The organism is Promicromonospora thailandica (assembly GCF_024171955.1).
Taxonomy (GTDB): domain Bacteria; phylum Actinomycetota; class Actinomycetes; order Actinomycetales; family Cellulomonadaceae; genus Promicromonospora; species Promicromonospora thailandica.
Map to the genome: position 1 here is coordinate 35055 of NZ_JAMTCS010000004.1, position 22746 is coordinate 57800.

The following is a 22746-nucleotide window of genomic DNA, read 5'->3' on the forward strand; positions in this document are numbered from 1 at the left end:
CCACGGGACAACGTCGAGAACGACCTCGGGGACGGTTCGGGGCCCGAATCGGTCCCGTAGGTCGTTCTCGAAGCGGAGATCAGGGCAGACCTCCGGTCAGGGGGTGGGGGTCAGGGTGTCGTCGAGGAGCTCCACGAAGTGCGGTGCCGCGGAGTCGCGGCCGGGGCCGGTGACCACCGAGACGATCCAGTCCGCGGCGCCGTCCGGCTCGACCGGGACCATCACGAGGCGGGCGGCCTGCGGCTTGGCCGCGACGTGGCGGGGCACGAGCGCGACACCGAGGCCGCGGTCGACGAGGTCCAGCAGGGTGTGCACCTCGTTGACCGTGAACCGCACCCGGCGGTGCACGCCGCGGGCCGCGAACGCGTCGTCGTTGAGCCGGCGCACCGCCCACGACGGGTGGAAGTCGATGAAGCTCTCACCGCCCAGGTCGCCCCGGTCCACGACCGGCCGGGCGGCGAGGGGGTGGTCCGGCGGGCAGAGCAGCACCACGGGCTCCTGGCCCAGCACGGTGCGCGGCAGCACGCCCACGTGGTCGGCCGTGGCCACGAACGCGACGTCGAGGCCGCCGTCGCGCACCTCGGCCAGGAGCTCGTGCGAACCCGCCTGGCTGAACGCGATCTCCACGCGCGGGTAGCGCCGGTGGAAGCGTTCCAGCAGCGAGGCGACGTCCACGAGGCCGAGGCACTGCTCCGCGCCGACCCGCAGCGTGCCCGCGAGCTCGCGGGACACCTGGACCACCGCGTCGCGAGCTTCCGTCGCGGAGGAGAGCATGGAACGGGCGAAGGGCAGCAGCGCCAGGCCCGCCTCGGTGGGTTCGACCCGGCGGGTGGTCCTGGTGAACAGCCTGGTGCCCAGCTCGACCTCGAGGTTACGGATGGCGGCGGACAGCCCGGACTGGGAGACGCCGGTGAGCTCGGCAGCCCGGGTGAACTGGCGCTCCTCCGCGAGGGCTACCAGGTATTCCATCTGACGCAGTTCCATTGATCGATACCAGTTCTAGGAATGATGATCCACAGTTGTTGGACTTCTAGGTTACGGCTTCCTAGTCTCTGGTCCGAACCCGTTGCGACATGAGGAGAAGACATGCAGCTCCGTTCCATCGGCGGCCGTTCCGTCTCCGCGATCGGCCTCGGCGGCATGCCGATGTCCATCGAGGGGCGGCCCGACCGCGAGCGCTCCATCGCCACGATCCACGCCGCCCTCGACGCCGGCGTCACCTTCATCGACACCGCCGACGCCTACCACCTGCACGCCGACGAGGTGGGCCACAACGAGGAGCTCATCGCCGAGGCCCTGCGCTCCTGGGGCGGCGACGCCTCCGGCGTCCTCGTCGCCACCAAGGGCGGGCACCTGCGCCCGGGCGACGGCTCCTGGACGAAGGACGGCCGGCCCGAGTACCTCAAGGAGGCCGCGAAGGCGTCGGCCAAGCGCCTCGGCGTCGAGGCCATCGGGCTGTACCAGTTCCACCGCCCCGACCCGAACGTGCCCTACGGCGACTCGGTGGGCGCGATCCGTGACCTGCTCGACGAGGGCGTCATCGAGCTGGCCGGCATCTCGAACGCGAACCCGGACCAGATCCGCGAGGCGAACGACATCCTGGGCGGCCGGCTGGTCTCGGTGCAGAACCAGTTCTCGCCGCGGTTCCGGTCCTCGCTGCCCGAGCTCGAGCTGTGCGCCGAGCTCGGCATCGCGTTCCTGCCGTGGAGCCCGCTCGGCGGCATCTCCCTGGCCCGCTCGGGCGAGCTCGGCGCCGAGTACTCGGCGTTCCAGGAGGTCGCGGACGCGCACGGCGTGTCCCCGTTCCGGGTGACGCTGGCGTGGGAGCTGGCGCTCGCGCCCGTCGTCGTGCCGATCCCCGGCGCGTCGCGGCCCGAGAGCATCCGCGACTCGGCGCAGGCGGCCGACCTCACGCTCACCGACGACGAGGTCGCCCGCCTGTCGGCGGCCTGACCCACCCAGAACTCAGGAGACACATCCCGTGAAGACCTTCACCCTGCCGGGGACGGAGCTCACCGTCCCGAACGTCGTGCTGGGGCTCATGCGCATCCAGGAGAAGACGGACGAGGAGGTACGCACGCTCGTCAAGACCGCCCGCGACGCCGGCATCTCGTTCTTCGACCACGCCGACGTCTACGGCTCGGCGCTGCACGGCTGCGAGACGCGGTTCGCCGAGGCGATGCAGCTCACGCCCTCGGAGCGCGAGGAGATCGTGCTGCAGACCAAGGCCGGCATCGTGCGCGAGGGGCCGTACTTCGACTTCTCGTACGAGCACATCGTCGAGTCCGTGAACGGCTCGCTGGCCGCGCTGGGCACCGACTACATCGACATCCTGCTGCTGCACCGCCCGGACGCCCTCGTGGAGCCGGACGAGGTGGCGCGCGCGTTCGACGAGCTGCAGGCCGCCGGCAAGGTGCGGTCCTTCGGCGTCTCGAACCACACGCCGGGCCAGATCGAGCTGCTGCGGAAGTCCGTCACGCAGCCGATCGTGGCCAACCAGCTCCAGCTCTCGGTGACGCACGCGCCCCTGGTGGCGCAGGGTGTGGCCGCGAACATGCAGGCGCTGGACCAGTCGATCAGCCGGGACTCCGGCACGCTCGACTACTGCCGCCTGCACGACATCACGGTCCAGGCCTGGTCCCCGTTCCAGGCCGGGTTCTTCAGCGGCACCTTCCTCGGGTCGCCGGACTACCCCGAGCTCAACGCCGCGATCGACCGGCTCGCCGCGAAGTACGACGTGCCGGCCATCGCGATCGCCACGGCCTGGATCACGCGGCACCCCGCGCAGATGCAGGTGGTGCTCGGCACGACGACGCCGGAGCGCGTCGCGGGCGCGGCCCAGGGGTCGGACATCCCCCTGACCCGGGCCGAGTGGTACGAGATGTACCGCGCGGCGGGCTACACGGTCCCCTGACCCGTCCCCGGCGCACGTGTCGGACGCCCAGGCCGCCCCCGGCGACCTGGGCGTCCGGCTTTCAGGGGAGGATGTTGTGGGTCGACGCGAACGTGTTCTCCGGGTCGTAGGTGCGCTTGATCTCGCGGAGGCGGGCCAGGGTGGGCTCCGGGTAGGCGTTGCGGACGTCGTCCTGCGTCGCCGTGCCCATGAAGTTCACGTAGCCGCGGCCCTCGACCCCGAGCGCGTCCGCCGCCGTGGCCGTCCACTCCTGCGCGGCCGGGAGGCCGTCCGAGGCCAGGGCGTTGCCACCCACGGACACCATGAACGCGGGGTCGCGGTGCGCGAAGGCCGTCGCGGCGGCGTCGACCCGCGCGATCGCGCCGCCCATGGGCCGGATGTTGACCGCGGCGGGCCCCGGGGCGGCGCTGACCGCCTCGATCGCCGCCGTGGCCCACGCCTCGTCGGGCGACCAGGTGCCCTCGCCGAGGAAGCCGGTGCGCAGGTCGCCGATCCCGCCGGGCGCGGGGCCCCCGCCGCCGAACAGGCCCGGGTAGGGCAGCTCGGCCACGCCGTCGAGCAACGGCTTGAGCTCCCGCAGCGGCGCGAGCGTGGCCGCGGCGTCGGAACCCGAGTGACAGAGCAGCGCCATGAGCACGGGCTTGCCGCGCAGCTCCTCCGGCACCATCGGGGCGGGCGGGGCGAGCATGACGTTCACCATGCCGGAGAGCTCCTCCGGACCCTCCGCGAGGGTGCGCAGGATGGTGGCGAGGCCCTCCGGACTGGGCTCCCACATCATCATGCCGCCGGTGACCGTGCCGACCTCGTGCAGCCGCAGGTCCAGCCGCGTGACCACCCCGAAGTTGCCACCGCCGCCCCGCAGCGCCCAGTACAGGTCGGGGTTCTCGTCGGCGTCGGCCCGCACCACCCGGCCGTCGGCGAGCACCACCTCGGCGCCCAGCAGGTTGTCGACGGTGAGGCCGTACCGCCGGCTCAGGTAGCCGATACCGCCTCCGAGCGTGATGCCCGCGACGCCGACCGAGCCCGTGTCGCCGAAGCCCGTGGCCAGCCCGTGCTCGCCGGCGGCGGCGGTGTACGGGCCGGCGAGCGCTCCGCCCTGCGCGCGCCCGACGCCGGCCGCCGCGTCGATCTCGACGCCGTCCAGGAGGCGCAGGTCGAGCACCAGGCCGCCGTCGACCAGGGCGTGCCGGGACTGGTGGTGCCCGCCCGCGCGGACCGCGACCGGTAGGCCCGCCTCCTGCGCCGCGGCGAGCGCCGTCGCGATCTCGGCGGCGGAGCGCACCCGCGCGACGGCGGCCGGGGTGCGCGGCGGCCCGCCCACGAACACGGTGGTGGTCTCCGCGAAGGCGGGGTGGTCCGGGGTGAGCAGCCGGTCGCCGAGCGCGTCGGCGAGCGGGGCGAGGGGGGTGTCGTGCGTCGACATGTCGGTGCCTCCGGGGGTTTCGGCGTGCGTCGTGCCGTCAAACGTTAGATATCGAAGCATTAGCCGTCAATGCATTTCGCCCCCTGCCGAACTAGTCTGCGGGCATGCGACCGAACGGGCAGCCCGGCGCCCCGCCACCCGACGTACCGCGCACCACGGACGACGGGCCGGTGCCCGTCGCGGTGGCCATGTGGCAGGCGGTGCAGCGCGTCATGCGGGCGTTCGACACCCTGATGGCCGAGCAGGGCGCGAGCTGGCAGGTGTGGCACATCCTGCTCGCGCTGCACCAGGGCGCGCCCGCCACGCAGCGGGAGCTCGCGCGCGCCGTCGGCGTCCGCGAGGCCACCATGACCCACCACCTGCGCGCCATGGAGGACCGCGGCCTCGTGGTCCGCACGCGCGACGACGCCAACCGCCGGGCGCAGCGCATCGAGGTCACCGAGGCGGGCGAGGCGGTCTACCTGCGGCTCAAGGCCGCGGCGGTCACGTTCGACCGCACGCTGCGCGACGCGATCGGCGAGCAGCCGGCCGACGCCGAGGCCTTCCTGGGCACGCTGCACCGGCTCGCGGACGCGGTGCCCGACGACGGCCGCGGCGCCGTCCCCGAGGGCATCCCGGGCAACCGCCGGCCCTAGGCCCGCGTCGGCAGGGTGAGGATCTCGGCGCCGTCCTCCGTGACGGCGATCGTGTGCTCGCTGTGCGCCGTGCGGGACCCGGTCGCGCTGCGCAGCGTCCAGCCGTCGGCATCGACCACGAGCTCGTCGGTGTCCGCCATGACCCACGGCTCGAGGGCGAGCAGCAGCCCCGGGCGCAGGCGGTACCCACGCCCCGGCCGACCGAGGTTCGACACGTGCGGCTCCTGGTGCATCGTCGAGCCGATGCCGTGGCCGCCGAACTCCGTGTTCACCGCGTGGCCCGCCGCCGTCAGCACCTCACCGATGGCGTGCGAGAGGTCGCCGATCCGCGCTCCCGGGCCCGCGGCGGCGATGCCCGCCGCCAGCGCGCGCTCGGTGACGTCGATCAGGGCGACGCTCTCCGGCGGGCGCGTGTCACCCACCACGAAGCTGATCGCCGAGTCCGCCGCGACGCCGTCGAGCAGCACCGCGAGGTCGAGGGTCAGCAGGTCGCCGTCGGCGAGGGTCTGGTCGCGCGGCATGCCGTGCAGCACCGCGTCGTTCACCGCCGTGCAGACGTAGTGGCCGAACGGCCCCCGCCCGAACGACGGCGCGTAGTCGACGTAGCAGGACCGGGCTCCGGCGTCCGCGATCAGCTCGCCGGCCCAGCGGTCGATGTCCAGGAGGTTGGCGCCCACCACACTGCGGCCGCGCAGGGCCTGGAGGATGTCGGCGACCAGGGCGCCGGTCGCGCGGGCGCGGTCCAGCTCTGCGGGGTTCAGGATCTCGATCATGGGATAACTATACCGGCCTATTTATACCGGCACAGTTATACCGGTCCAGTAATACCGGTACTAGTATCGACTCATGGTCAGGTTGCCGCTCACCCCCGCCGAGGTCGAACGAGGTCAGCGCCTGGGCGCCCTGCTGCGCCGCGCGCGCGGGGACCGCCCCATGCTCGACGTCGCCCTGGCGGCCGGCGTCTCGCCGGAGACCCTCCGCAAGATCGAGACCGGCCGCGTGGCCACGCCCGCCTTCCCGACCGTCGCCGCGCTCGCCGACGTGCTCGGCCTGTCCCTGGACGAGCTGTGGTCCGAGGTCAGCCGGCCCGAGCCGGCGCGCGAGCCGCTCGCGTCGTGAGACGGGGCACGGCCGCGGGAATAGGTGGTGCCCCGGGCAACTTTGCATGTCTCGTGCAGCACTCCCGGACCTCCACGTCGAGCCCTCGGCCATGACCACGCCCGACACCGCCGCCGACACCCGCCTCGGCCTGCGCGGTGACCGCGGCCCGATCCTCGGCGCACTGATGCTGGCCACGGCGCTCGTGGCCCTCGACGCCACCATCCTCGCGACCGCGTCGACCACCATCGCGCGCGAGCTCGGCGCGTTCGAGCAGGTGCCGTGGCTGTTCTCCGCGTACACGCTCGCGCAGGCCGTGACCGTGCCGGTGTACGGCCGGCTGGCCGACGTGCTGGGCCGCAAGCGCGTGATGCTCGTGGGCATCGCGCTGTTCCTGCTCGGCTCGGTGCTGTGCGCCGTGGCCTGGAGCATGCCCGCGCTCATCTGGTCACGCGTGCTGCAGGGCCTCGGCGCCGGCGCGATCCTGCCCCTGTCGATGACCATCGCGAGCGACATCTACACGCTGGCCGAGCGCGCGCGGACGCAGGGCTACATGGCCAGCGTGTGGGCCGTCTCGTCGGTGCTCGGCCCCACGCTCGGCGGCGTGTTCAGCCAGTTCGTGAGCTGGCGCTGGATCTTCTGGGTCAACGTGCCGATCGGCGCCGTGGCCCTGCTGACCCTGTGGCGCACCTTCCGGGAGAAGGAGCGCGACGGCGCCCGCGAGCCCGTCGACTACCTCGGGGCGGTGCTGCTCACCGGGGGCAGCACCCTGCTGGTGCTCGGTCTGCTGGAGGGCGGGCACGCGTGGGGCTGGGCGTCGCCGCAGTCGATCGGCATCTTCGGCGCGTCGGTGGTGCTGCTCGCGGCGTTCGCGGTGGCCGCGCGACGCACCGCCCACCCCATCTTCGACCTGCGGCTGCTGCGGCGCCGGGTCGTGGGCGCGTCGACGGCGGCGTCGCTCATGGTCGGCGTCATCACGCTCGGCCTGTCCACCTACGTGCCCATCTACGCGCAGGGCGTGCTCGGCGTCGGACCGCTCGTGGCCGGTTTCGCGCTGGCCTCGCTCACGCTCGGCTGGCCCATCGCGGCCACCCTGTCGGGGCGCGTGTACCTGACGATCGGGTTCCGCTGGACCAGCACCATCGGGTCGCTCGTGGTGCTGGCCGGCACGCTCCTCACCCTCCTGCTCGGCACCGGGTCGGCCGTGTGGCAGATCTCGGCGTCCGTGTTCGTGATCGGGCTCGGCATGGGCCTCGTGGCGGTGCCCACCCTGCTCGCCGCCCAGCACAGCGTGGGCTGGGGCGAGCGCGGCGCGGTGACGGCCACGAACATGTTCGCCCGGTCGATCGGGCAGGCCGTGGGGGTCGCCGCGCTCGGGGCGGTGGTGAACGCCCTGACCGTCGTCGGCGCGGACGGCACGCCCGAGGGCGCGGGCCTGGCCGACGCCATGCACCTGGTGTTCTGGTGCGTGGTGGGCTGCGCGGCGCTCATGGTCGGCACGGTGCTCCTGCTCCCGCGCGACGACCCGCGGCGCGCGGCCCCCGCCGCCTGAGCGGGGGCTACGCGCTCTCGCGCAGGGTGCGCCGCTCCGCCTCGATCGCCAGGAGCTCGGCGAACGCCGCCTGGTAGGTCTCGGTGTCCGACGGGTCCAGCCGCTGCAGGCGGCTGCGCGCGTCGGCCACCCGGCGCATCAGCCCCATGTCGACGACGCGGCGCACCACACCCTCGACGAACGCCGCGATCGCCGTCTCCCGGTCCTCCGGCAGTGAGGCCACCGAGAGCTGCGTGACCAGCCCGGCCACGGTCTCGGACGCCTGCCCGAGCACGGCGGCCACCCACTGCGCGGCCGAGACGCCCCGCCCCGCGGCCACGCCCCCGGCCGCCCGGATCGCGGTGTGCACGGCACGCCAGGCGGGCACCGCGAACGCGTCCTCGCCCAGGTCGTCGAACGAGGCGGGCACGTGCTGCGGGTACTGGAGCACCGCCACCAGGGCGAGCCGCTCGTCACGCGCCACGGGGTCTCGCGGGTCCGGCGCGGGCACCTGCGGCAGGCCGCCCGAGGCGGGCCGCGCGTCGGCGTCCGCCCCGGCGGGCCGCGCGGTCGCGGGCGCCTCCCGCAGCGTCGGTGCGCTCGCCGCCCGCTGGATCTCACGGACGACGGCGCGCTCGTCGGTGCCGATCCAGCCGGCCAGCAGGCGCGCGTACTCGGGGCGCAGCGCGGTGTCCCGGATGCCCGCGATGATCGGCGCGGCGGCGCGCAGCGCGTTGACCCGGCCCTCCGCGGTGTCCAGGTCGAACTCGTCGAGCTTGCTGCGCACCACGAACTGGAACAGCGGCACGCGGCCGTCCACCAGCGCGCGCACAGCCTCGGGGCCGTTCGCCATGCGCAGGTCGCAGGGGTCCATGCCGCTCGGCTCGACCGCGACGAACGTCTGCGCGAAGAACCGCTGGTCCTCGCCGAACGCGCGCACCGCCGCCTTCTGCCCAGCCGCGTCGCCGTCGAACGTGAAGATGATCTCGCCGCCCAGGCTCGCGCCCGACTTGAGCTGGAGGCCGCCGCCCGCCGTCGTGTCGCCGAGCAGACGCCGCACCACCTTGGCGTGGTCGGCGCCGAACGCCGTGCCGCAGGTCGCCACCGCCGTCGTCACGCCGGAGAGGTGCGCCGCCATGACGTCCGTGTATCCCTCGACCACCACGACGCGCTTGCCCTTGGCGATCTCCCGCTTGGCGAGGTCGATGCCGTACAGCACGTGCGACTTCTTGTAGAGGCTGGTCTCGGGGGTGTTCAGGTACTTGGGGCCCTGGTCCTCCTCGAACAGGCGGCGCGCACCGAAGCCGATCACCGCGCCGGTCACGTCGCGGATGGGCCACATGACCCGGCCGCGGAACCGGTCGTAGATGCCGCGCTGCCCCTGCGACACGAGACCGCTGGCCACCAGCTCGGCCTGCGTGAATCCCCGGCCCTGCAGGTGTCGCTGGAGCGAGTCCCAGCCCTTGGGCGCGAAGCCGACGCCGAAGTGCTCGGCATCCGACCGGTCGAAGCTGCGCTCCGCCAGGAACGCGCGCGCCGCGGCCGCCTCCGGGCCCATGAGCTGCTCCGCGTAGAACTCCGCGGCCACGCGGTGGGCCTCCAGCAGCCGCTGCCGCTTGCCCGGCTCCTCGCGCGGGCGGGCCGAGCCGCCCTCCTCGTACCGGAGCTGCACGCCGGTCTTGCCCGCCAGGTACTCGACGGCCTCGGCGAAGCCCAGCCCGTCCATCTTCATGACGAACTCGATGACGTCGCCGCCCTCGCCGCAGCCGAAGCAGTGGTACCGGCCCACGCTCGGCCGCACGTTGAAGCTGGGGCTGCGCTCGTCGTGGAACGGGCACAGACCCACGAGCGCGCCGACACCGGCGGGCTTGAGGGTCACGTGCGCCGAGACGATCTCGTCGATCCGCGCGCGCTCACGGACCAGGTCCACGTCCTCGCGTCTGATCAGCCCGGCCACGTCCAGCAGTCTATGCGCGCGCGGCGGGCGCGGCGTCCACCGTCCCCAGGGCGAGAGCCGCGGCGCAGCGCCGCGCGTGCTCCCCCGGCGTCGTGCCGACGGCGCGCACGAAGTCGCCCGTGAAGTGCGCCTGGTCGTAGTAGCCGACGGCGGCGGCCAGCCCGGCCAGGTCGAGCCCCGGGTCGCGCCCGAGCAGCTCCGCGGCGAGGTGCACGCGGTGGCGCTGCAGCACCCACTTGGGGCTCACGCCGACCCAGTCGGCGAACAGCCGCTGCAGGGACCGCGGGGTCGTGCCGAGCGTGGCGGCCAGCGACGCGACGGTGGTTCCGGGGACGGCGTCGGCGATCGCGGTGAACGCCTCACCCAGGGCTGCGAGCGCCGCGGCGGAGCGCGGCGTCCGGGTGCGGCCGGCGGTGGCCAGCAGCAGCGGGGTGACCGTGGCGACGGCGCCCTCGGCGTCGCCCGCGCGGGCCTGGTCGATCGCCGCCCGGCCCGTGGCGTCCGCCGCCGCGCCGGCGAGCGGGCCGACGGCGCCCCGCTCGCCCGGGTGGCCGAGGCCGAGCAGGGCGCGGTACGCGCCGGGGCGCAGCTTGCTGCCGACCACGCCGTCCGCTCCGGCCAGGACGCGGCGGTCGGTGGACACGGCGGGCATCGCGTAGGCGAGCAGTCCGTGGCGCTCGGCGACGACCTGACCGACCGGGTGCGCGACGACGGCCTGGGTGAAGGTGGCACCAGGCGGCAGGTCCCACGTGATTACCCAGTGCCAGTCGACGAGGTCGGTGAGCTCGGGTGCGGGCGGCACGCGGGTCAGGGTGAAGGGCGCGCGGGCCGGGTTCACGATGCCGAGCGTGGGGCCGGCGCCGAGCACGCCGGGGGCCGCCGCCTCGCCGTCGAACACGTGTCGCATTCTTCCAAGACTCGCACACCCGGCTCGGCCGAGCATCACAACATGAAGAACTCAGCACTCCACCCCAACCTTGCCGTGTCCGACGCGCGCGCGGCCATCGCGTTCTACGAGGCGGCGTTCGGCGCCGAGACGCTCGACGTGATCACGGCGGGCGACGCCGTGATCCACTCCGACCTGGTGCTGCGGTCGGCCGCGGGCGAGTCGACGTTCACCGTGGCCGGTGCCTTCCCGCCGGACTCCGTGGCCCCCGAACCGGGCGGGCCCACGCACGTCAGCCTCACGATCCCGGTCGAGGACACGGACGCGGCCTACGCCCGCGCGATCGAGGCCGGGGCGAGCAGCCTCGTCGAGCCCGCCGACTGGTTCGAGGGGTTCCGGCAAGCCGCGGTGCGCTGCCCGTTCGGACACCGCTGGTACCTCGTGACCGTGGCCGGCTCGGTGACGGCCGACGACGTGCAGCGGGCGAGCGACGCCTGGGTGGCCGACCGCGGCTGACCGCGGTCAGGCCTGGGCGACCAGGCGCCGGTGCAGCGCCAGGGCGGACAGGTCCGTCAGGGACGCGACCTGGTCGACCACCACGCGCAGGCGGGCGGCGTCGTCGGAGGCCGCCCGCCAGTCGGCGGCGAACGGCGTCTCGAGCTCGCTCGGCCCGCGGTCGGCGAGCACGCCCACCAGGTCGGCCAGGATCTCCCGCTCCCGCAGGTAGCGGGGCTCCTGGCCGCGGGGCGCCATGACGTAGGCGACGGCGATGCCCTTGAGCGCGAGGATCTCGTGCTCCGTGTCGCTGGGCACCACGAGCCGGGCGGCGTAGCGGGTCAGGTCGCCCTCGCCGTACACAGCGCGGGTCGCGGAGATGGCCGCGCCGATGAACCGGCCGATGAGCTGGCTCGTCATGTCCTTGAGCGAGGCGAGCGACCGCCGCGACCCGTCGAAGGCGCGCACGAGGTGCCCCTCGCCGTGCAGGTACTCCTGGAGGCGGCCGAGCGCGGCGTCGATCGCGTCGGCCGTGTACCACTCGCCGTACCAGTCGCGCACGTACTGCGCCACGCGCGCCCGCTCCTCGGGGTCGGCCATGAGGTCGAGGTCGATCCGGCCGGCCACCACACCGTCCTCGACGTCGTGCACCGAGTAGCTGATGTCGTCGGCGAGGTCCATGACCTGCGCCTCGAGGCACTTCACGCCGTCGGGCGCGTCCTGGCGCAGCCACGTGAAGACCGGCAGGTCGTCGGTGTAGACCCCGAACTTGCGGCTCGCCGTGCCGTCGGGTCGCGCGGGGCCGGCGCCGTAGGCCCACGGGTACTTGACGCTCGCGTCCAGGCTGGCGCGGGTGAGGTTGAGGCCGGCGGGCGTGCCGTCGTCGGCCAGCACCTTGGGCTCCAGGCGGGTGAGCAGGCGCAGCGTCTGCGCGTTGCCCTCGAAGCCGCCGATGTCGCGCGCGATCTCGGCCAGCGCCGTCTCTCCGTTGTGGCCGAACGGCGGGTGGCCGAGATCGTGCGTGAGGCAGGCGGTGTCCACGACATCGGGGTCGCAGCCGAGGGAGCGGCCCATGCCGCGCCCCACCTGGGCCACCTCGAGCGAGTGGGTCAGGCGGGTGCGCACGAAGTCGTCGTGGCCGGCGCCGAGCACCTGGGTCTTCGCACCGAGCCGGCGCAGCGCGGACGAGTGCACCACGCGCCCGCGGTCACGTTCGAACGGGGTCCTGGCCTGCGACTTGGGCGGTTCGGTCACCCAGCGTTCGACGTCCTGCTCGCTGTACGACGGCGGGATGCGGCTCCCGAGGGGTTGCTCCACGCCGCCACTCTAGCCCGGCTACTTGTTGTTGCTGTACCAGCTCAGGCCGCCGGGCAGGTTGATCGAGTGCTTCTTCGTCCTCGAGTTCCAGGTCCAGGGACCGATCTTGAAGCTCATGGACGACAGCCCCTTCTGGGTGATGTTGAACTTGAGCGGGCCGAGCGACAGCCGCTTGCGATACCGGATTCCCATGTTCCTGACTTCCTCCTCGGGTCGGGGCAAAGCGTACCGAACTGCGCTAGCCCGGCAAAACGTATGTTCGGCCCTCAGAGCCAGCCGTTGTCCCGGGCGATCCGGACGGCCTCGGCCCGGGTGCGCGCCCCCGTCTTGCCGATCGAGGAGGACAGGTAGTTGCGCACGGTGCCCTCGGACAGGTACGCCTCGGCCGCGATCCCCGCCACGGTGCCGCCGTCGTCGGTCCGCCACCGTGCGCCGGACGAAGGTAGGTCGCGGAGAGGGACACGAAAGTCACCGTGACGAGCCCTCCTCGCGGGCCGCGAGGCAGACCAGGGCCACGCAGGCGGCCTGCGCGCCGCGGACCGCAGCCGCGACGCCCGGTGCGGGCCGCTCGAGCTGGTCGCGGTACCGCAGCGCCGTCCGGCCGACGAGGAGGACGAGGCCGTCCGCGGCCCGCACGACGCCGTCACGCCCGAGGAACTCCTTGACGAGCCCGCGGACGTCGAGCGCCCGTGGTTGTGCCTGCTGTGCTGATGTCATGCCTTGACGGAGCCCGCCAGCCCCTGAATCAGATTTGACACATACCGGCACGCGCGCCAAGATGCTCATATCTGATTCACAACGCGTGACAGGGGAGATGAATCACATGATTCAGCGATGGTTCCGCGCCCGGAGCCTTGCCGCGCTGGGAGCCGCCCTGAAAGGAGCGCGCGAGTCGACCGGCCTGAGCCAGTCCGAGCTCGCAGCCGAGATCGACTCGTCGCGCCCGACCCTCTCACGCCTCGAACGCGGGATCCCGGTCACGACCGAGGTGCTGACCAGGGCGCTCGCCCGCGCGGGCTACGAGATCTACCTCGTCCCCCGCACCGCACGCGTCCGCGTGCATCTCGACGAGGACCTCGATGACCACTGAGAACATGCTCGCGGTCTGGCTGCACGGAATCCCGGTCGCCGAGCTGATGCAGCTCCGCAACCGCCGGCTGCGCCTGACGTGGACGCCCGAGGCCATGACCCGTTGGGGCGAGGGGTCGTGCCCGCTCTCGCTGTCCCTACCGATCACCGTCCGCCGCGTCCAGGGCCCGCACCTCGAACGCTACTTCGACGGTCTGCTCCCGGAGTCACCACTGCGCGCGCAGCTCGAACGGGAGCACGGCCTGGCTCCGGACGACACGTTCGGGCTGCTCCGCACACTCGGTGCGGAGTGTGCCGGGGCGGTCCAGCTCCTCCCCTCCGGGACGGCACCATCCACCGGGACTCTCCGCGCCCTCACGGCCGCCGAGGTCGACGGCGTCGTCTCCGACCTGCCGACGCTGCCGCTGGCCGCTGATCTTCCGGTGACCGCGTCCCTCGGCGGCATCCAGGCCAAGATCCTGCTCACAGCGACTGCGCAGGGATGGGCGTGGCCGCTGGAGGGCGCCGCGTCGACCCACATCATCAAGCCCGAACCACTCTCGGACGCCGTGATCCCCGACCTGGTCCGGCTCGAGGACTGGACGATGCGCCTCGCGAACGCTGCGGGCATCGCTGCCGCGCCGACCGAGGTCCAGGAGTTCGCCGGCCGCACCGCGATCGTGGTCGAACGCTACGACCGGGTGGACGGACACCGGGTGCACCAGGAGGACCTGGCTCAGGGGCTGGGGCTCGCGACCCGGGACAAGTACGAGCAGGAGCGGACGCCCGGACACCTCACGGCGCTGTCAGAACGCGCCTGGGAGCATGCCGCCGACCCGGACCGCTTCCTCGACTCCCTGCTGGAGCAGCTCACGTTCAACGTCGTCGTCGGGAACGGAGACTCGCACGCGAAGAACTACTCGTACGTCATCGATCGGGACGCTCGTCTACGCCCGGCGCCCCTGTACGACGCGGCAGCGGTGCATCTGGTCGCGCCGCGGTACGACCGGTCCGGCCTGGCCGTGAACGGCAGGACGCGCTTGCGGTACATCCGCCCGGACGACCTCGCGACCGAGGCGGGGGCCTGGGGTCTGTCGGTCGAACGGTCCAGGGAGCTGGTCGACGACGTCGTGGACCGGGTCCGAGGCGCCGCGCACGACATGCCGGACGACCCGTGCGGCGTCCGCGAGAAGCTGCTCGCACGGGTCGCGGGCTTCGGCCGGGGCTGACCGCCGGCCGACGGCCCGCGACCCTCAGCCCTTGACGGAGCCTGCCGTCAGGCCGCCCACGATGTACTTCTGCAGGAAGAGGAACAGCGCGAGCACCGGCACCGCGGAGACCACGGCGCCGGCCGTGAACAGGCCCCAGTTGGCGTCCTGCAGCGACGAGACCCAGCCGTAGAGGCCCACGGCGAGGGTCCAGCTCTCCTCGGACTGCAGCAGCACGCGCGCGATGATGAACTCGCCGAACGTGCTGATGAAGCTGAGCAGCCCCACCACGGCGAGGATCGGCGCGGTCAGGCGCAGCACGATGGTCCAGTAGATCTGGGCGTGCGTGGCGCCGTCGATCTTCGCGGCCTCGTCGATCTCGCGCGGCACGGTGTTGAAGAACCCGTACATGAGGAACGTGTTCACGCCGAGCGCGCCGCCCAGGTACACGCAGATCAGGGCGAGCTTGGAGTCCAGGCCCAGGCCCGGCACCACGTTGCCGAGGGAGATGAGCAGCAGGAAGATCGCCACGAAGGCGAGCATCTGCGGGAACATCTGGATCACGAGCAGGGCGGTGAGCCCCACGCGGCGTCCGCTGAACCGGAACCGCGAGAACGCGTACGCCGCCGCGGCGCCCATGAGCACCGTCCCGGCGCCCGTCGCGACCGCCACCACCAGGGTGTTGGCCATCCACGTCCAGAACCGCGTACCGGCCAGGGCCGTGTAGTTGGCTCCCGACACCGACGCGAACAGGTCGTTCGAGCCGGTGAGCGTGCCGCCGTCGGCCAGGGAGGCCGAGACCACGTACACGAGCGGGAAGCCCGCGTACACCACGGCCAGGACACCGACGAGGTGGCGCCAGCCGATCTCGGAGAACCAGCGTGCGGGTCTCATCAGGCGATCTCCTCCAGGGAACGGGTGCGCCGGAACGCGAGGGCGGAGATGGTCGCGACCACCACGAAGATGACGATCGACAGCGCGCTGGCCAGGCCGTAGTTCTTGGCCGCCGTGCCGTCCAGGCCGGACACCGAGTAGACCATCGAGATGAGGATGTCGGTGTGCCCGAGCGGCACCGAGGCGTCGCCGAACCGCGGGCCGCCGCCCGTGAGCATGTAGATGAGCGTGAAGTTGTTGAAGTTGAACGCGAACGACGAGATGAGCAGCGGCGCCGTCGCGACGAGGAGCAGCGGCAGCGTGATCGAGCGCCACGTGCGCCAGCGGCCCGCGCCGTCGATCTTCGCGGCCTCCAGCACGTCGGTCGGCAGCGACTGCAGCGCGCCCGTGCAGATGAGGAACATGTACGGGAAGCCGAGCCACAGGTTCACGCCGAGCACGGCCAGCTTGGCCAGCAGCGGGTCGGTGAGCCACGGGACCGACGCGCCGCCGAGCAGCACCTCGTTGACGAACCCGTAGGACCGGTTGAGCATGCCCGACCACAGCAGGGCCGCGAGGAACCCCGGGATCGCGTACGGCAGGATCACGAGCGTCCGGTAGACCCGGCGGCCACGCAGGCGCGCGTCGTTGAACGCGATCGCCAGGAACAGGCCGAGCAGGAACGTCGAGGCCACCGAGAGCACGGCGAACGCGAACGTCCACAGCAGGATCTTGCCGAACGGCCCGGCGTAGCGGTCGTCGCCGAACGCGGTGACGAAGTTGTCGAACCCGACCAGCACGCGCCAGCCCACGGGCAGCGTGGAGCCGTCCGCGGCCTCGAACTGCCCGTCGTCGTCGGGCGTGTAGGCGGTGCCCGTGACAGTGTCGGTCATGGTGTCGGACGCCGGGTCGTACTCCAGCGTGGAGGTGAAGACGTACCCCGTGCGGGCGTCCTGCGTGCGGACCGAGCCCTCGTTGGGATCGTCCGACACGGGCACCCGCAGCGCGGTGACCTCCTGCTGGCGCTCCAGGACCGCGGTGTACTCCAGCACGTCGTAGCCGGGCAGCGCGGTGACGCGCCCGCCCTCGACGGTCGCGCCGTCGACGGTCGCCAGCGGCCGGTCGGCCGTGCCGGCCTCCACCACGCCGTCCGGCGAGACGACGGCGAAGCCGAGCGTGCCGCCGTCCGCCACCACCGTCAGGGGCGACGACGGCGAGCCCTCGACCCGCCGCTCGTTCTGCACCAGGAGGGCCTCGATCGCCTGCTCCTTGGTGCTGTTGTGCCCGTCGCCGTAGTTCGTGAACGCGACGTAGCCCGTGTAGGCCACCACGTACACCTGGTACACGAGCAGGAAGGCCAGGCCGGGCAGGATGTACTTGAGCGGCAGCGCGCGCTTGGAGAAGTACGCCCAGTTGGCCACGAGCAGCAGCGCCACCATGGCGGCCAGGACGCCCCACGACCCGGCGCCCCAGGCGGCGAGCACCGCGTAGACACCGAGGGCGTCGACCAGGGCGATCAGGGCGAGCTTGACGAGAAACCCGGGGCTCCAGCCGGTGCGGCCGGAGCCCCGGGTCACGGGTTCGTACATCAACCGATCTCGCCCTGGATGTCGGCGACCATCTTGTCCCAGGCCTTGGCCGGGTCGGACTTGCCGGAGACGATCGCGGCCTCGGTCACGCCCCAGTACGCCCACACGGCGCCCATCTCGGGCAGCGACGGCATCGGGACGGCGTCGGCACCCACCGCGCGGAAGCCCGCGGTGACCGGGTCCTCGGACGCGGTGTCGGCGGCCTCGATGAGGGCCGGCGGGCGGTCGCCCGCCTCGTACAGCGCGAGCTGCGCCTGGGGGGTGGCCATGTAGTTGACCAGGAAGTCGTTGGCGAGCAGCGCGTTCTCGCTCTGCGCGCTCACGTAGAAGCCCGCGACGCCCACGAACGGCTGGGCCGGCTCGCCGCCCGCGCTGGGGATCGGGTCGATCGCCAGGTCGAGGTCGCCGAAAGACTCCAGCATCCAGGGGCCGCCCACGATGAACGGCGACTCGCCCTTGGCGAAGGCCGCGAGCGCGATGTCGTAGGTGACGTCCGTGCTCAGGGTGCCCGCCTCGCCCTGCTCCGCGAGCCACTGGGCGAAGGCGGTGCCGTTCTCGCCGCCGAGCGCGAGCTCGGGGGTGTAGGAACCGTCCGCGTTCTGCTCGAAGACGGGGGCGCCGAACGACGTCTGCAGCGGGTAGTAGGTGTAGGGGTCGCCCTCGGTGGAGGTCTGGATGAGCAGCGGGTACTTCGTGCCGGCCTCCTTGCCGGCCGCGATCGCGTCGTCCCACGTGGCGGGGGCCTCGGGGGCGAGCTCCGTGTTGCGGATCAGCGCGATGTTCTCCACGGCGTAGGGCAGGCCGTAGACCTGGCCGTCCTGCGTGAACGCCGACACGGAGACGGGCTCGAAGGCCTCGGCGGTGTCGCCGAGCTCGATGGGGGCCACGACGCCGTTGGTCGTGAGCTCGCCCAGCCAGTCGTGCGCGCCGACGGTGATGTCGGGGCCCTTGCCGGTGGGCACCTGGGCGAGGAAGTCCGGGCGGATGTCCTCGAAGTTCTTCAGGACCACCTCGACCTCCGCGCCCGTGGCCTCCTCGAAGCCGGTGGCCGCGTCCTCGACGGCGGCCTGGCGGGTCTCGTCGACCCAGACGGTGAGGGTCGCGCCCGCACCGTCCGGTGCGGTCGACTCCTCGGCGGCCGGTTCGTCGGCCCCGCCCGCGCAGGCGGTCAGCGCCAGCGTCGCGGTCAGCGCGGCGGCGGTCAGGATGCTCCGTCGCATCGTCACTCCCGATGGTTCACGGCCCGGATGCCCGGGCCTGGTTTCGATGCCCGAACCGTAAGGCCGCCCGGTGCCGTCTTGCAAGGCGTTGCGATAAAGTTTCAGCAACGCTTGCAACAGCGCGGCATCCGGGACGAGGAGGTCACATGTCACCTAGGCTGCCAGGCGTGCGCACCCGACTGACCGACCTCGCCGAGCAGGCGGGCGTCTCCACCGCGACCGTGTCGCGCGTGCTCAACGGCAAGCCCGGCGTGGCCGGCGAGACCCGCCAGGCCGTGCTCGCCGCCCTGGACGTGCTCGGCTACGAGCGACCGTCCGCCCTGCGCGCGCGGCCCGCCGGCCTCATCGGCCTGGTGGTCCCCGAGCTGTCCAACCCGGTCTTTCCCGCGTTCGCGCAGGCCATCGAGTCGCAGCTCGCCTCGCGCGGGTACACGCCGCTGCTGTGCACGCAGTCGCCCGGCGGCACCACCGAGGACGAGTACGTCGAGACGCTCATCGACCACGCCGTCGACGGCATCGTGTTCGTGTCCGGCAAGCACGCCGACACGCGTGCCTCGACCGAGCGCTACCAACGGCTGCGCGGCCGCGGGCTGCCCATCGTGCTGATCAACGGCTACGCCGAGGGCATCGACGCCCCGTTCGTGTCGCCGGATGACAGCGCCAGCATCGAGCTGTCCGTGCGGCACCTGGTGGCGCTGGGCCACCGCCGCATCGGCATGGCGATCGGGCCGGACCGGTTCGTGCCCGCGAAGCGCAAGATCGAGGCCTTCACGGCGCAGCTCGTGCGGCACGGCCTCGCGGCCACCGCGGAGGAGGCCCGCGAGCACGTCAGCCTCACCCTCTACACGCTGGAGGGCGGCCAGGCGGCGGCCGGCGAGCTGTACGACGGCGGCCACACCGCCGTCGTCTGCGGCTCCGACCTCATGGCGCTCGGCGCCATCCGGGCCGCGCACGCGCGCGGGCTGTCCGTGCCGGACGACGTCAGCGTGGTCGGCTACGACGACTCACCGCTGGTCGCGTTCACCGACCCGCCGCTGACCACGGTGCGCCAGCCCGTGGCCGACATGGCCCACGCGGCGGTCAGCGCCCTGCTCACCGAGATCCACGGCGAGCGCGCGCCCCGGTCGGAGCTGCTGTTCACGCCGGAGCTGGTCGTCCGGGCCTCGACGGGCGCCGCGCCCCACGCCTGAGCGGCGCCCTTCAGGCGCCCCGCCGCCGGCGCCGAGATCTGGTGCTGCGCCGCTGAGGCCGCGCCGAGATCTGGTGCCGCACCGCTGAAATCTGGTGTCCACGCTGAGATCTGGCCGTGCGCCACCAGATCTCGACGCCAGCACCAGATCTCGGCGGCGGGACACCAGATGTCACCGCGGCGACCCGGGCACCAGATGCGGCGCCCTTCAGGCGCCACCGGGCGGGAGTCCGTGACCTGGGCCGGCGGTCCGTCGGGAAGGAATCCTCCCGTACGCTTGCTGCAAGCGTTACACCGATAATCCCCCCGACCCTCGAGGACGCGACCACGTGACACGCACCACCCCGCTCACCATCGCCGACCTGACCGCGACGCGCTCCGTCCACTCCCCCGCCCCAGGCGGCGAGTGGTGGCGGGACGCCGTGATCTACCAGGTCTACCCGCGCTCGTTCGCGGACGGGAACGGCGACGGGATCGGCGACCTCCCCGGCGTCACCGCCCGGCTGGACCACCTGAAGCAGCTCGGCGTCGACGCCGTCTGGCTCAGCCCGTTCTACCGCTCCCCCCAGAAGGACGCCGGGTACGACGTCGCCGACTACCGCGACATCGACCCGCTGTTCGGCACGCTGGCCGACTTCGACGAGATGCTCGCGGGCGCGCACGAGCGCGGCCTCAAGGTGATCGTCGACCTCGTGCCGAACCACTCCTCCGACCAGCACGTCTGGTTCCAGGAGGCGCTGGCCGCCGCGCCCGGCTCGGCCGCGCGCGAGCGGTACATGTTCCGCGACGGCCGCGGCCCGGCGGGCGACGAGCCGCCGAACAACTGGCAGTCCATCTTCGGCGGCCCGGCCTGGACGCGCCTGGCCCCGCGCGAGGACGACGGCGAGCTGGGCCCGCAGTGGTACCTGCACCTGTTCGACTCCACGCAGCCCGACCTGAACTGGGAGAACCCGGAGGTCCGCGCCGAGTTCGAGGACGTGCTGCGGTTCTGGCTCGACCGGGGCGTGGACGGCTTCCGCGTCGACGTGGCGCACGGCATGGTCAAGGCCGACGGGCTGCCCGACTGGGACGGCAAGGCCGCCATGGTCGAGGGCACCGTGGCCGACGACGGCTCCACGGGCGCCGGCAACAGCGGCCCCATGTTCGACCAGGAGGGCGTGCACGACATCTACCGCGCCTGGCACCAGGTGCTGGCCGAGTACGACGGCGACCGCGCCCTGGTCGCCGAGGCCTGGGTCGAGCCCCTGAGCCGCCTGGCCCGGTACGTGCGCTCCGACGAGATGCACCAGGCGTTCAACTTCTCGTTCCTCACCACGCCGTGGGACGCGGCCACGATGCGCACCGTCGTCGACGTGTCGCTGCAGACCATGGAGTCGGTCGGCGCGCCCACCACGTGGGTGCTGTCCAACCACGACGTCGTGCGGCACGCGTCGCGCTTCGGCCTCCAGGAGATCGGCGGCCGCCAGCTCAACGGCATCGGCGCGGACGACCCGCAGCCCGACGCCGCGCTCGGCCTGCGCCGGGCCCGCGCCGCGACGCTGCTCATGCTCGCCCTGCCGGGGTCGGCGTACGTGTACCAGGGCGAGGAGCTGGGCCTGCCGGACCACACCGCGCTGCCCGACGACGTGCGCCAGGACCCGTCGTTCTTCCGCACCGGCGGCGCCGAGCCGGGCCGTGACGGCTGCCGCGTGCCGCTGCCGTGGGTCGGCGGCGCGCCGGGCAACGGGTTCGGCCCGAGCGAGAAGACCTGGCTGCCGCAGCCCGACGCCTACGCGGACCTCGCCGCCGACCGCCAGTACGGCGTCGCGGGCTCGACGTACGAGCTGTACCGGACGGCGCTCGAGCTGCGCCGGGCCGAGAAGCTCGGCACGAGCACGCTCGCCTGGGTCGACGCGCTGTCGGCGGACGCCGACGTCGTCGCCTTCCAGGTCGCGGGCGTGACCGTGGTGGCCAACCTCGGCACGACGCCGCTCGCGCTGCCGGCCGACGCCCAGGTGCTGGTCGCCTCCGGCGAGCTGACCGACGGCGCCCTGCCGGGCGACACCACGGTCTGGCTGCGCGCCTGACCTCAGGCGGGGTCGCGGGCGATGGGACAGGTCATGCAGTGGCCTCCGCCCCGCCCGCGGCCCAGCTCCGCGCCGTCGATCTCGATCACCTCGACACCCGCCTTGCGCAGCAGGCGGTTGGTCGTGGTGTTGCGGTCGTAGGTGTAGACCACGCCGGGCTCCACCGCGACGGCGTTGTTGCCGCTGTCCCACTGCTGCCGCTCGGACTCGTAGACGTCGCCGCCCGTCTCGATGACCTGCAGGGCACCGAGCCCGGTCTCGCGGGCCACCACCTCCAGGAACGTGGAGCCGGCCTCGTCGGTGACCGCGACTCCCCCGCCGTCGCCCGGGCGCAGCACGAACGGGTGGATGTCCCCCACGATGCGCGGGTAGACGGTCACGGTGTCGACGTCGGCGAACGTCATGACCGTGTCGAGGTGCATCGCCGAGCGCAGCCTCGGCATTCCCGCCACCACCACGCGCTCGGCCGCGCCCTGCTCGAACAGCGCCGCCGCGACCTGCGTGATGCCCTGGCGTGAGGTGCGCTCGCTCATGCCCATGAGCACGGTGCCGTTGCCCACGGGCATCACGTCACCACCCTCGACCGTGGCCCGCTGGTGGTCCGTCTCCGGGTCGCCCCACCAGACCGTCGAGCCGACGAAGTCCGGGTGGAACTCGTACACCGCCTTCATCAGCAGCGTCTCGTCGTGCCGCGCGGGCCAGTACAGCGGGTTGAGCGTCACGCCGCCGTAGAGCCAGCAGGTCGTGTCGCGCGTGAACAGCGTGTTGGGCACGGGTGCCATGAGGTACTCGCGGGAGTCGGGCGTGTACTCGGCCAGGGCCCGGTGGGCGGGCGGCAGGTCGGGCACGTCGTCGGTGGCCAGGCCGCCGATGAGGTGCTCCGCGAGCTGCTCCGGCTCCAGGCCCTCCAGGAACTCCCGGGTGGCGTCGAGCAGGCCCGGACCGACCACGCCGGGCACGATCTTGCGGTCCAGCAGCCAGTCGCGCGCGCCCGGCACCCGCATCGTCGCGGCCAGCACCTCGTGCAGCTCCACGACGTCGACGCCGCGCGAGCGCAGGTCCGCGACGAACGCCGCGTGGTGCTCGATGGCGCGGTCCACCCAGAGCACGTCGTCGAACAGCAGCTCGTCCGACGTCGTGGGGGTGAGCCGGCGGTGCGCGAGCCCCGGGCGGCAGACGAGCACCTTGCGCAGGCGCCCCACCTCCGAGTGCACGCCGTAGGCCGCCGAGGGCAGTGCCTGGTCAGAGGCCGGACCAGCGCTCGCGTTCGTCATGAT

The 22746-nt window shown here is 72.9% G+C and carries 22 protein-coding genes and 1 pseudogene; 10 read left to right on the top strand and 13 right to left on the bottom strand.

The window, feature by feature from the left end:
• Positions 1 to 96: 96 nt before the first annotated feature.
• The gene (locus tag APR03_RS07275; RefSeq protein ID WP_253834163.1) at positions 97 to 969 is read right to left on the bottom strand and encodes a LysR family transcriptional regulator; all 873 of its coding nucleotides are present in this window, start codon (positions 967 to 969) and stop codon (positions 97 to 99) included.
• Positions 970 to 1086: 117 nt separating this feature from the next.
• Between APR03_RS07275 and APR03_RS07280 the strand changes: the two genes are divergently transcribed.
• Together APR03_RS07280 and APR03_RS07285 are read left to right on the top strand one after the other, a co-directional pair.
• The gene (locus APR03_RS07280) at positions 1087 to 1953 is read left to right on the top strand and encodes an aldo/keto reductase (protein ID WP_253834165.1); all 867 of its coding nucleotides are present in this window, start codon (positions 1087 to 1089) and stop codon (positions 1951 to 1953) included.
• 28 nt (positions 1954 to 1981) lie between these two features.
• Positions 1982 to 2914: an aldo/keto reductase gene (locus APR03_RS07285; protein ID WP_253834173.1), complete on the top strand. Its 933-nt coding sequence runs from the start codon at positions 1982 to 1984 to the stop codon at positions 2912 to 2914.
• 61 nt (positions 2915 to 2975) lie between these two features.
• Here the strand turns inward: APR03_RS07285 and APR03_RS07290 are convergent, their stop codons facing one another.
• Positions 2976 to 4337, bottom strand: coding sequence for an FAD-binding oxidoreductase (locus APR03_RS07290; protein WP_253834174.1), 1362 nt, complete (start codon positions 4335 to 4337; stop codon positions 2976 to 2978).
• 104 nt (positions 4338 to 4441) lie between these two features.
• Between APR03_RS07290 and APR03_RS07295 the strand changes: the two genes are divergently transcribed.
• Positions 4442 to 4972: a MarR family winged helix-turn-helix transcriptional regulator gene (locus APR03_RS07295; protein WP_253834175.1), complete on the top strand. Its 531-nt coding sequence runs from the start codon at positions 4442 to 4444 to the stop codon at positions 4970 to 4972.
• Here APR03_RS07295 and map read toward each other — a convergent pair.
• Positions 4969 to 5745 (bottom strand): type I methionyl aminopeptidase, encoded by a 777-nt coding sequence (gene map, locus APR03_RS07300; protein WP_253834177.1) that lies wholly within the window; start codon positions 5743 to 5745, stop codon positions 4969 to 4971. The two genes, APR03_RS07295 and map, sit on opposite strands and share 4 nt — an antisense overlap.
• Positions 5746 to 5818: 73 nt before the next feature.
• Here map and APR03_RS07305 point away from each other — a divergent pair, with 73 nt between their 5' ends.
• Positions 5819 to 6091, top strand: a complete 273-nt coding sequence (locus APR03_RS07305; RefSeq protein ID WP_253834179.1) for a helix-turn-helix transcriptional regulator — start codon at positions 5819 to 5821, stop codon at positions 6089 to 6091.
• Positions 6092 to 6182: 91 nt separating this feature from the next.
• Positions 6183 to 7622, top strand: coding sequence for an MDR family MFS transporter (locus tag APR03_RS07310; RefSeq protein WP_253834181.1), 1440 nt, complete (start codon positions 6183 to 6185; stop codon positions 7620 to 7622).
• Between the two features lie 7 nt (positions 7623 to 7629).
• Here APR03_RS07310 and dnaG read toward each other — a convergent pair whose 3' ends face one another.
• Both dnaG and APR03_RS07320 read right to left on the bottom strand, forming a co-directional pair.
• Positions 7630 to 9558, bottom strand: coding sequence for a DNA primase (gene dnaG, locus APR03_RS07315; RefSeq protein ID WP_253834183.1), 1929 nt, complete (start codon positions 9556 to 9558; stop codon positions 7630 to 7632).
• A 10-nt stretch (positions 9559 to 9568) separates the two neighbouring features.
• Positions 9569 to 10465, bottom strand: a complete 897-nt coding sequence (locus APR03_RS07320; protein ID WP_253834185.1) for an AraC family transcriptional regulator — start codon at positions 10463 to 10465, stop codon at positions 9569 to 9571.
• A gap of 42 nt (positions 10466 to 10507) precedes the next feature.
• Here APR03_RS07320 and APR03_RS07325 point away from each other — a divergent pair, with 42 nt between their 5' ends.
• Complete coding sequence (locus tag APR03_RS07325; RefSeq protein WP_253834187.1) at positions 10508 to 10960, top strand: VOC family protein; 453 nt, start codon at positions 10508 to 10510, stop codon at positions 10958 to 10960.
• Between the two features lie 6 nt (positions 10961 to 10966).
• Here APR03_RS07325 and APR03_RS07330 read toward each other — a convergent pair whose 3' ends face one another.
• From APR03_RS07330 to APR03_RS07345, 4 genes and pseudogenes are all read right to left on the bottom strand, one after another.
• A complete protein-coding gene (locus APR03_RS07330; protein WP_253834196.1) occupies positions 10967 to 12256 on the bottom strand; it encodes a deoxyguanosinetriphosphate triphosphohydrolase in 1290 nt (429 codons plus the stop codon).
• 18 nt (positions 12257 to 12274) lie between these two features.
• Positions 12275 to 12448 carry a DUF4236 domain-containing protein gene (locus APR03_RS07335; RefSeq protein WP_171104560.1) on the bottom strand — a complete coding sequence of 58 codons (174 nt, stop codon included), beginning with the start codon at positions 12446 to 12448 and terminating at the stop codon, positions 12275 to 12277.
• Between the two features lie 74 nt (positions 12449 to 12522).
• Positions 12523 to 12666: pseudogene (locus APR03_RS07340) on the bottom strand (response regulator transcription factor); the annotation flags it as partial.
• 58 nt (positions 12667 to 12724) lie between these two features.
• Positions 12725 to 12973 (bottom strand): hypothetical protein, encoded by a 249-nt coding sequence (locus tag APR03_RS07345; RefSeq protein WP_253834790.1) that lies wholly within the window; start codon positions 12971 to 12973, stop codon positions 12725 to 12727.
• Between the two features lie 106 nt (positions 12974 to 13079).
• On the opposite strand from APR03_RS07345, the gene APR03_RS07350 reads away from it, so the two are divergent.
• On the top strand, positions 13080 to 13346 hold the full coding sequence (locus APR03_RS07350) for a helix-turn-helix domain-containing protein (RefSeq protein WP_253834198.1): 267 nt from the start codon (positions 13080 to 13082) through the stop codon (positions 13344 to 13346).
• Positions 13336 to 14553: a type II toxin-antitoxin system HipA family toxin gene (locus APR03_RS07355; RefSeq protein WP_253834200.1), complete on the top strand. Its 1218-nt coding sequence runs from the start codon at positions 13336 to 13338 to the stop codon at positions 14551 to 14553. The genes APR03_RS07350 and APR03_RS07355 overlap by 11 nt, the downstream gene beginning before the upstream one ends.
• A 24-nt stretch (positions 14554 to 14577) precedes the next feature.
• Here the strand turns inward: APR03_RS07355 and APR03_RS07360 are convergent, their stop codons facing one another.
• The 3 genes from APR03_RS07360 to APR03_RS07370 are packed head-to-tail and all read right to left on the bottom strand — an operon-like array spanning position 14578 to position 18214.
• Positions 14578 to 15426: a sugar ABC transporter permease gene (locus APR03_RS07360; protein WP_253834202.1), complete on the bottom strand. Its 849-nt coding sequence runs from the start codon at positions 15424 to 15426 to the stop codon at positions 14578 to 14580.
• Positions 15426 to 16994, bottom strand: a complete 1569-nt coding sequence (locus APR03_RS07365) for an ABC transporter permease subunit (protein ID WP_253834205.1) — start codon at positions 16992 to 16994, stop codon at positions 15426 to 15428. The genes APR03_RS07360 and APR03_RS07365 overlap by 1 nt, the downstream gene beginning before the upstream one ends.
• Positions 16994 to 18214 (bottom strand): sugar ABC transporter substrate-binding protein, encoded by a 1221-nt coding sequence (locus tag APR03_RS07370; RefSeq protein WP_253834207.1) that lies wholly within the window; start codon positions 18212 to 18214, stop codon positions 16994 to 16996. Before APR03_RS07370 ends, APR03_RS07365 begins: the two co-directional genes overlap by 1 nt.
• Positions 18215 to 18360: 146 nt before the next feature.
• On the opposite strand from APR03_RS07370, the gene APR03_RS07375 reads away from it, so the two are divergent.
• Both APR03_RS07375 and APR03_RS07380 read left to right on the top strand, forming a co-directional pair.
• Complete coding sequence (locus tag APR03_RS07375; protein ID WP_253834209.1) at positions 18361 to 19404, top strand: LacI family DNA-binding transcriptional regulator; 1044 nt, start codon at positions 18361 to 18363, stop codon at positions 19402 to 19404.
• Between the two features lie 328 nt (positions 19405 to 19732).
• The gene (locus APR03_RS07380) at positions 19733 to 21469 is read left to right on the top strand and encodes a glycoside hydrolase family 13 protein (RefSeq protein ID WP_372494794.1); all 1737 of its coding nucleotides are present in this window, start codon (positions 19733 to 19735) and stop codon (positions 21467 to 21469) included.
• Positions 21470 to 21471: 2 nt separating this feature from the next.
• On the opposite strand, the gene APR03_RS07385 is transcribed toward APR03_RS07380, so the two are convergent.
• Positions 21472 to 22743, bottom strand: a complete 1272-nt coding sequence (locus APR03_RS07385) for an arginine deiminase (protein ID WP_253834210.1) — start codon at positions 22741 to 22743, stop codon at positions 21472 to 21474.
• Positions 22744 to 22746 lie beyond the last annotated feature (3 nt).

Bases quoted from the DNA above. Each gene is read 5' to 3' on its own strand.
- APR03_RS07275 (WP_253834163.1), bottom strand. From the start codon at position 969: ATGGAATACCTGGTAGCCCTCGCGGAGGAGCGCCAGTTCACCCGGGCT.
- APR03_RS07280 (WP_253834165.1), top strand. From the start codon at position 1,087: ATGCAGCTCCGTTCCATCGGCGGCCGTTCCGTCTCCGCGATCGGCCTC.
- APR03_RS07290 (WP_253834174.1), bottom strand. From the start codon at position 4,337: ATGTCGACGCACGACACCCCCCTCGCCCCGCTCGCCGACGCGCTCGGC.
- APR03_RS07295 (WP_253834175.1), top strand. From the start codon at position 4,442: ATGCGACCGAACGGGCAGCCCGGCGCCCCGCCACCCGACGTACCGCGC.
- map (WP_253834177.1), bottom strand. From the start codon at position 5,745: ATGATCGAGATCCTGAACCCCGCAGAGCTGGACCGCGCCCGCGCGACC.
- APR03_RS07305 (WP_253834179.1), top strand. From the start codon at position 5,819: ATGGTCAGGTTGCCGCTCACCCCCGCCGAGGTCGAACGAGGTCAGCGC.
- APR03_RS07310 (WP_253834181.1), top strand. From the start codon at position 6,183: ATGACCACGCCCGACACCGCCGCCGACACCCGCCTCGGCCTGCGCGGT.
- APR03_RS07320 (WP_253834185.1), bottom strand. From the start codon at position 10,465: ATGCGACACGTGTTCGACGGCGAGGCGGCGGCCCCCGGCGTGCTCGGC.
- APR03_RS07325 (WP_253834187.1), top strand. From the start codon at position 10,508: ATGAAGAACTCAGCACTCCACCCCAACCTTGCCGTGTCCGACGCGCGC.
- APR03_RS07335 (WP_171104560.1), bottom strand. From the start codon at position 12,448: ATGGGAATCCGGTATCGCAAGCGGCTGTCGCTCGGCCCGCTCAAGTTC.
- APR03_RS07345 (WP_253834790.1), bottom strand. From the start codon at position 12,973: ATGACATCAGCACAGCAGGCACAACCACGGGCGCTCGACGTCCGCGGG.
- APR03_RS07350 (WP_253834198.1), top strand. From the start codon at position 13,080: ATGATTCAGCGATGGTTCCGCGCCCGGAGCCTTGCCGCGCTGGGAGCC.
- APR03_RS07355 (WP_253834200.1), top strand. From the start codon at position 13,336: ATGACCACTGAGAACATGCTCGCGGTCTGGCTGCACGGAATCCCGGTC.
- APR03_RS07360 (WP_253834202.1), bottom strand. From the start codon at position 15,426: ATGAGACCCGCACGCTGGTTCTCCGAGATCGGCTGGCGCCACCTCGTC.
- APR03_RS07365 (WP_253834205.1), bottom strand. From the start codon at position 16,994: ATGTACGAACCCGTGACCCGGGGCTCCGGCCGCACCGGCTGGAGCCCC.
- APR03_RS07370 (WP_253834207.1), bottom strand. From the start codon at position 18,214: ATGCGACGGAGCATCCTGACCGCCGCCGCGCTGACCGCGACGCTGGCG.
- APR03_RS07375 (WP_253834209.1), top strand. From the start codon at position 18,361: ATGTCACCTAGGCTGCCAGGCGTGCGCACCCGACTGACCGACCTCGCC.
- APR03_RS07385 (WP_253834210.1), bottom strand. From the start codon at position 22,743: ATGACGAACGCGAGCGCTGGTCCGGCCTCTGACCAGGCACTGCCCTCG.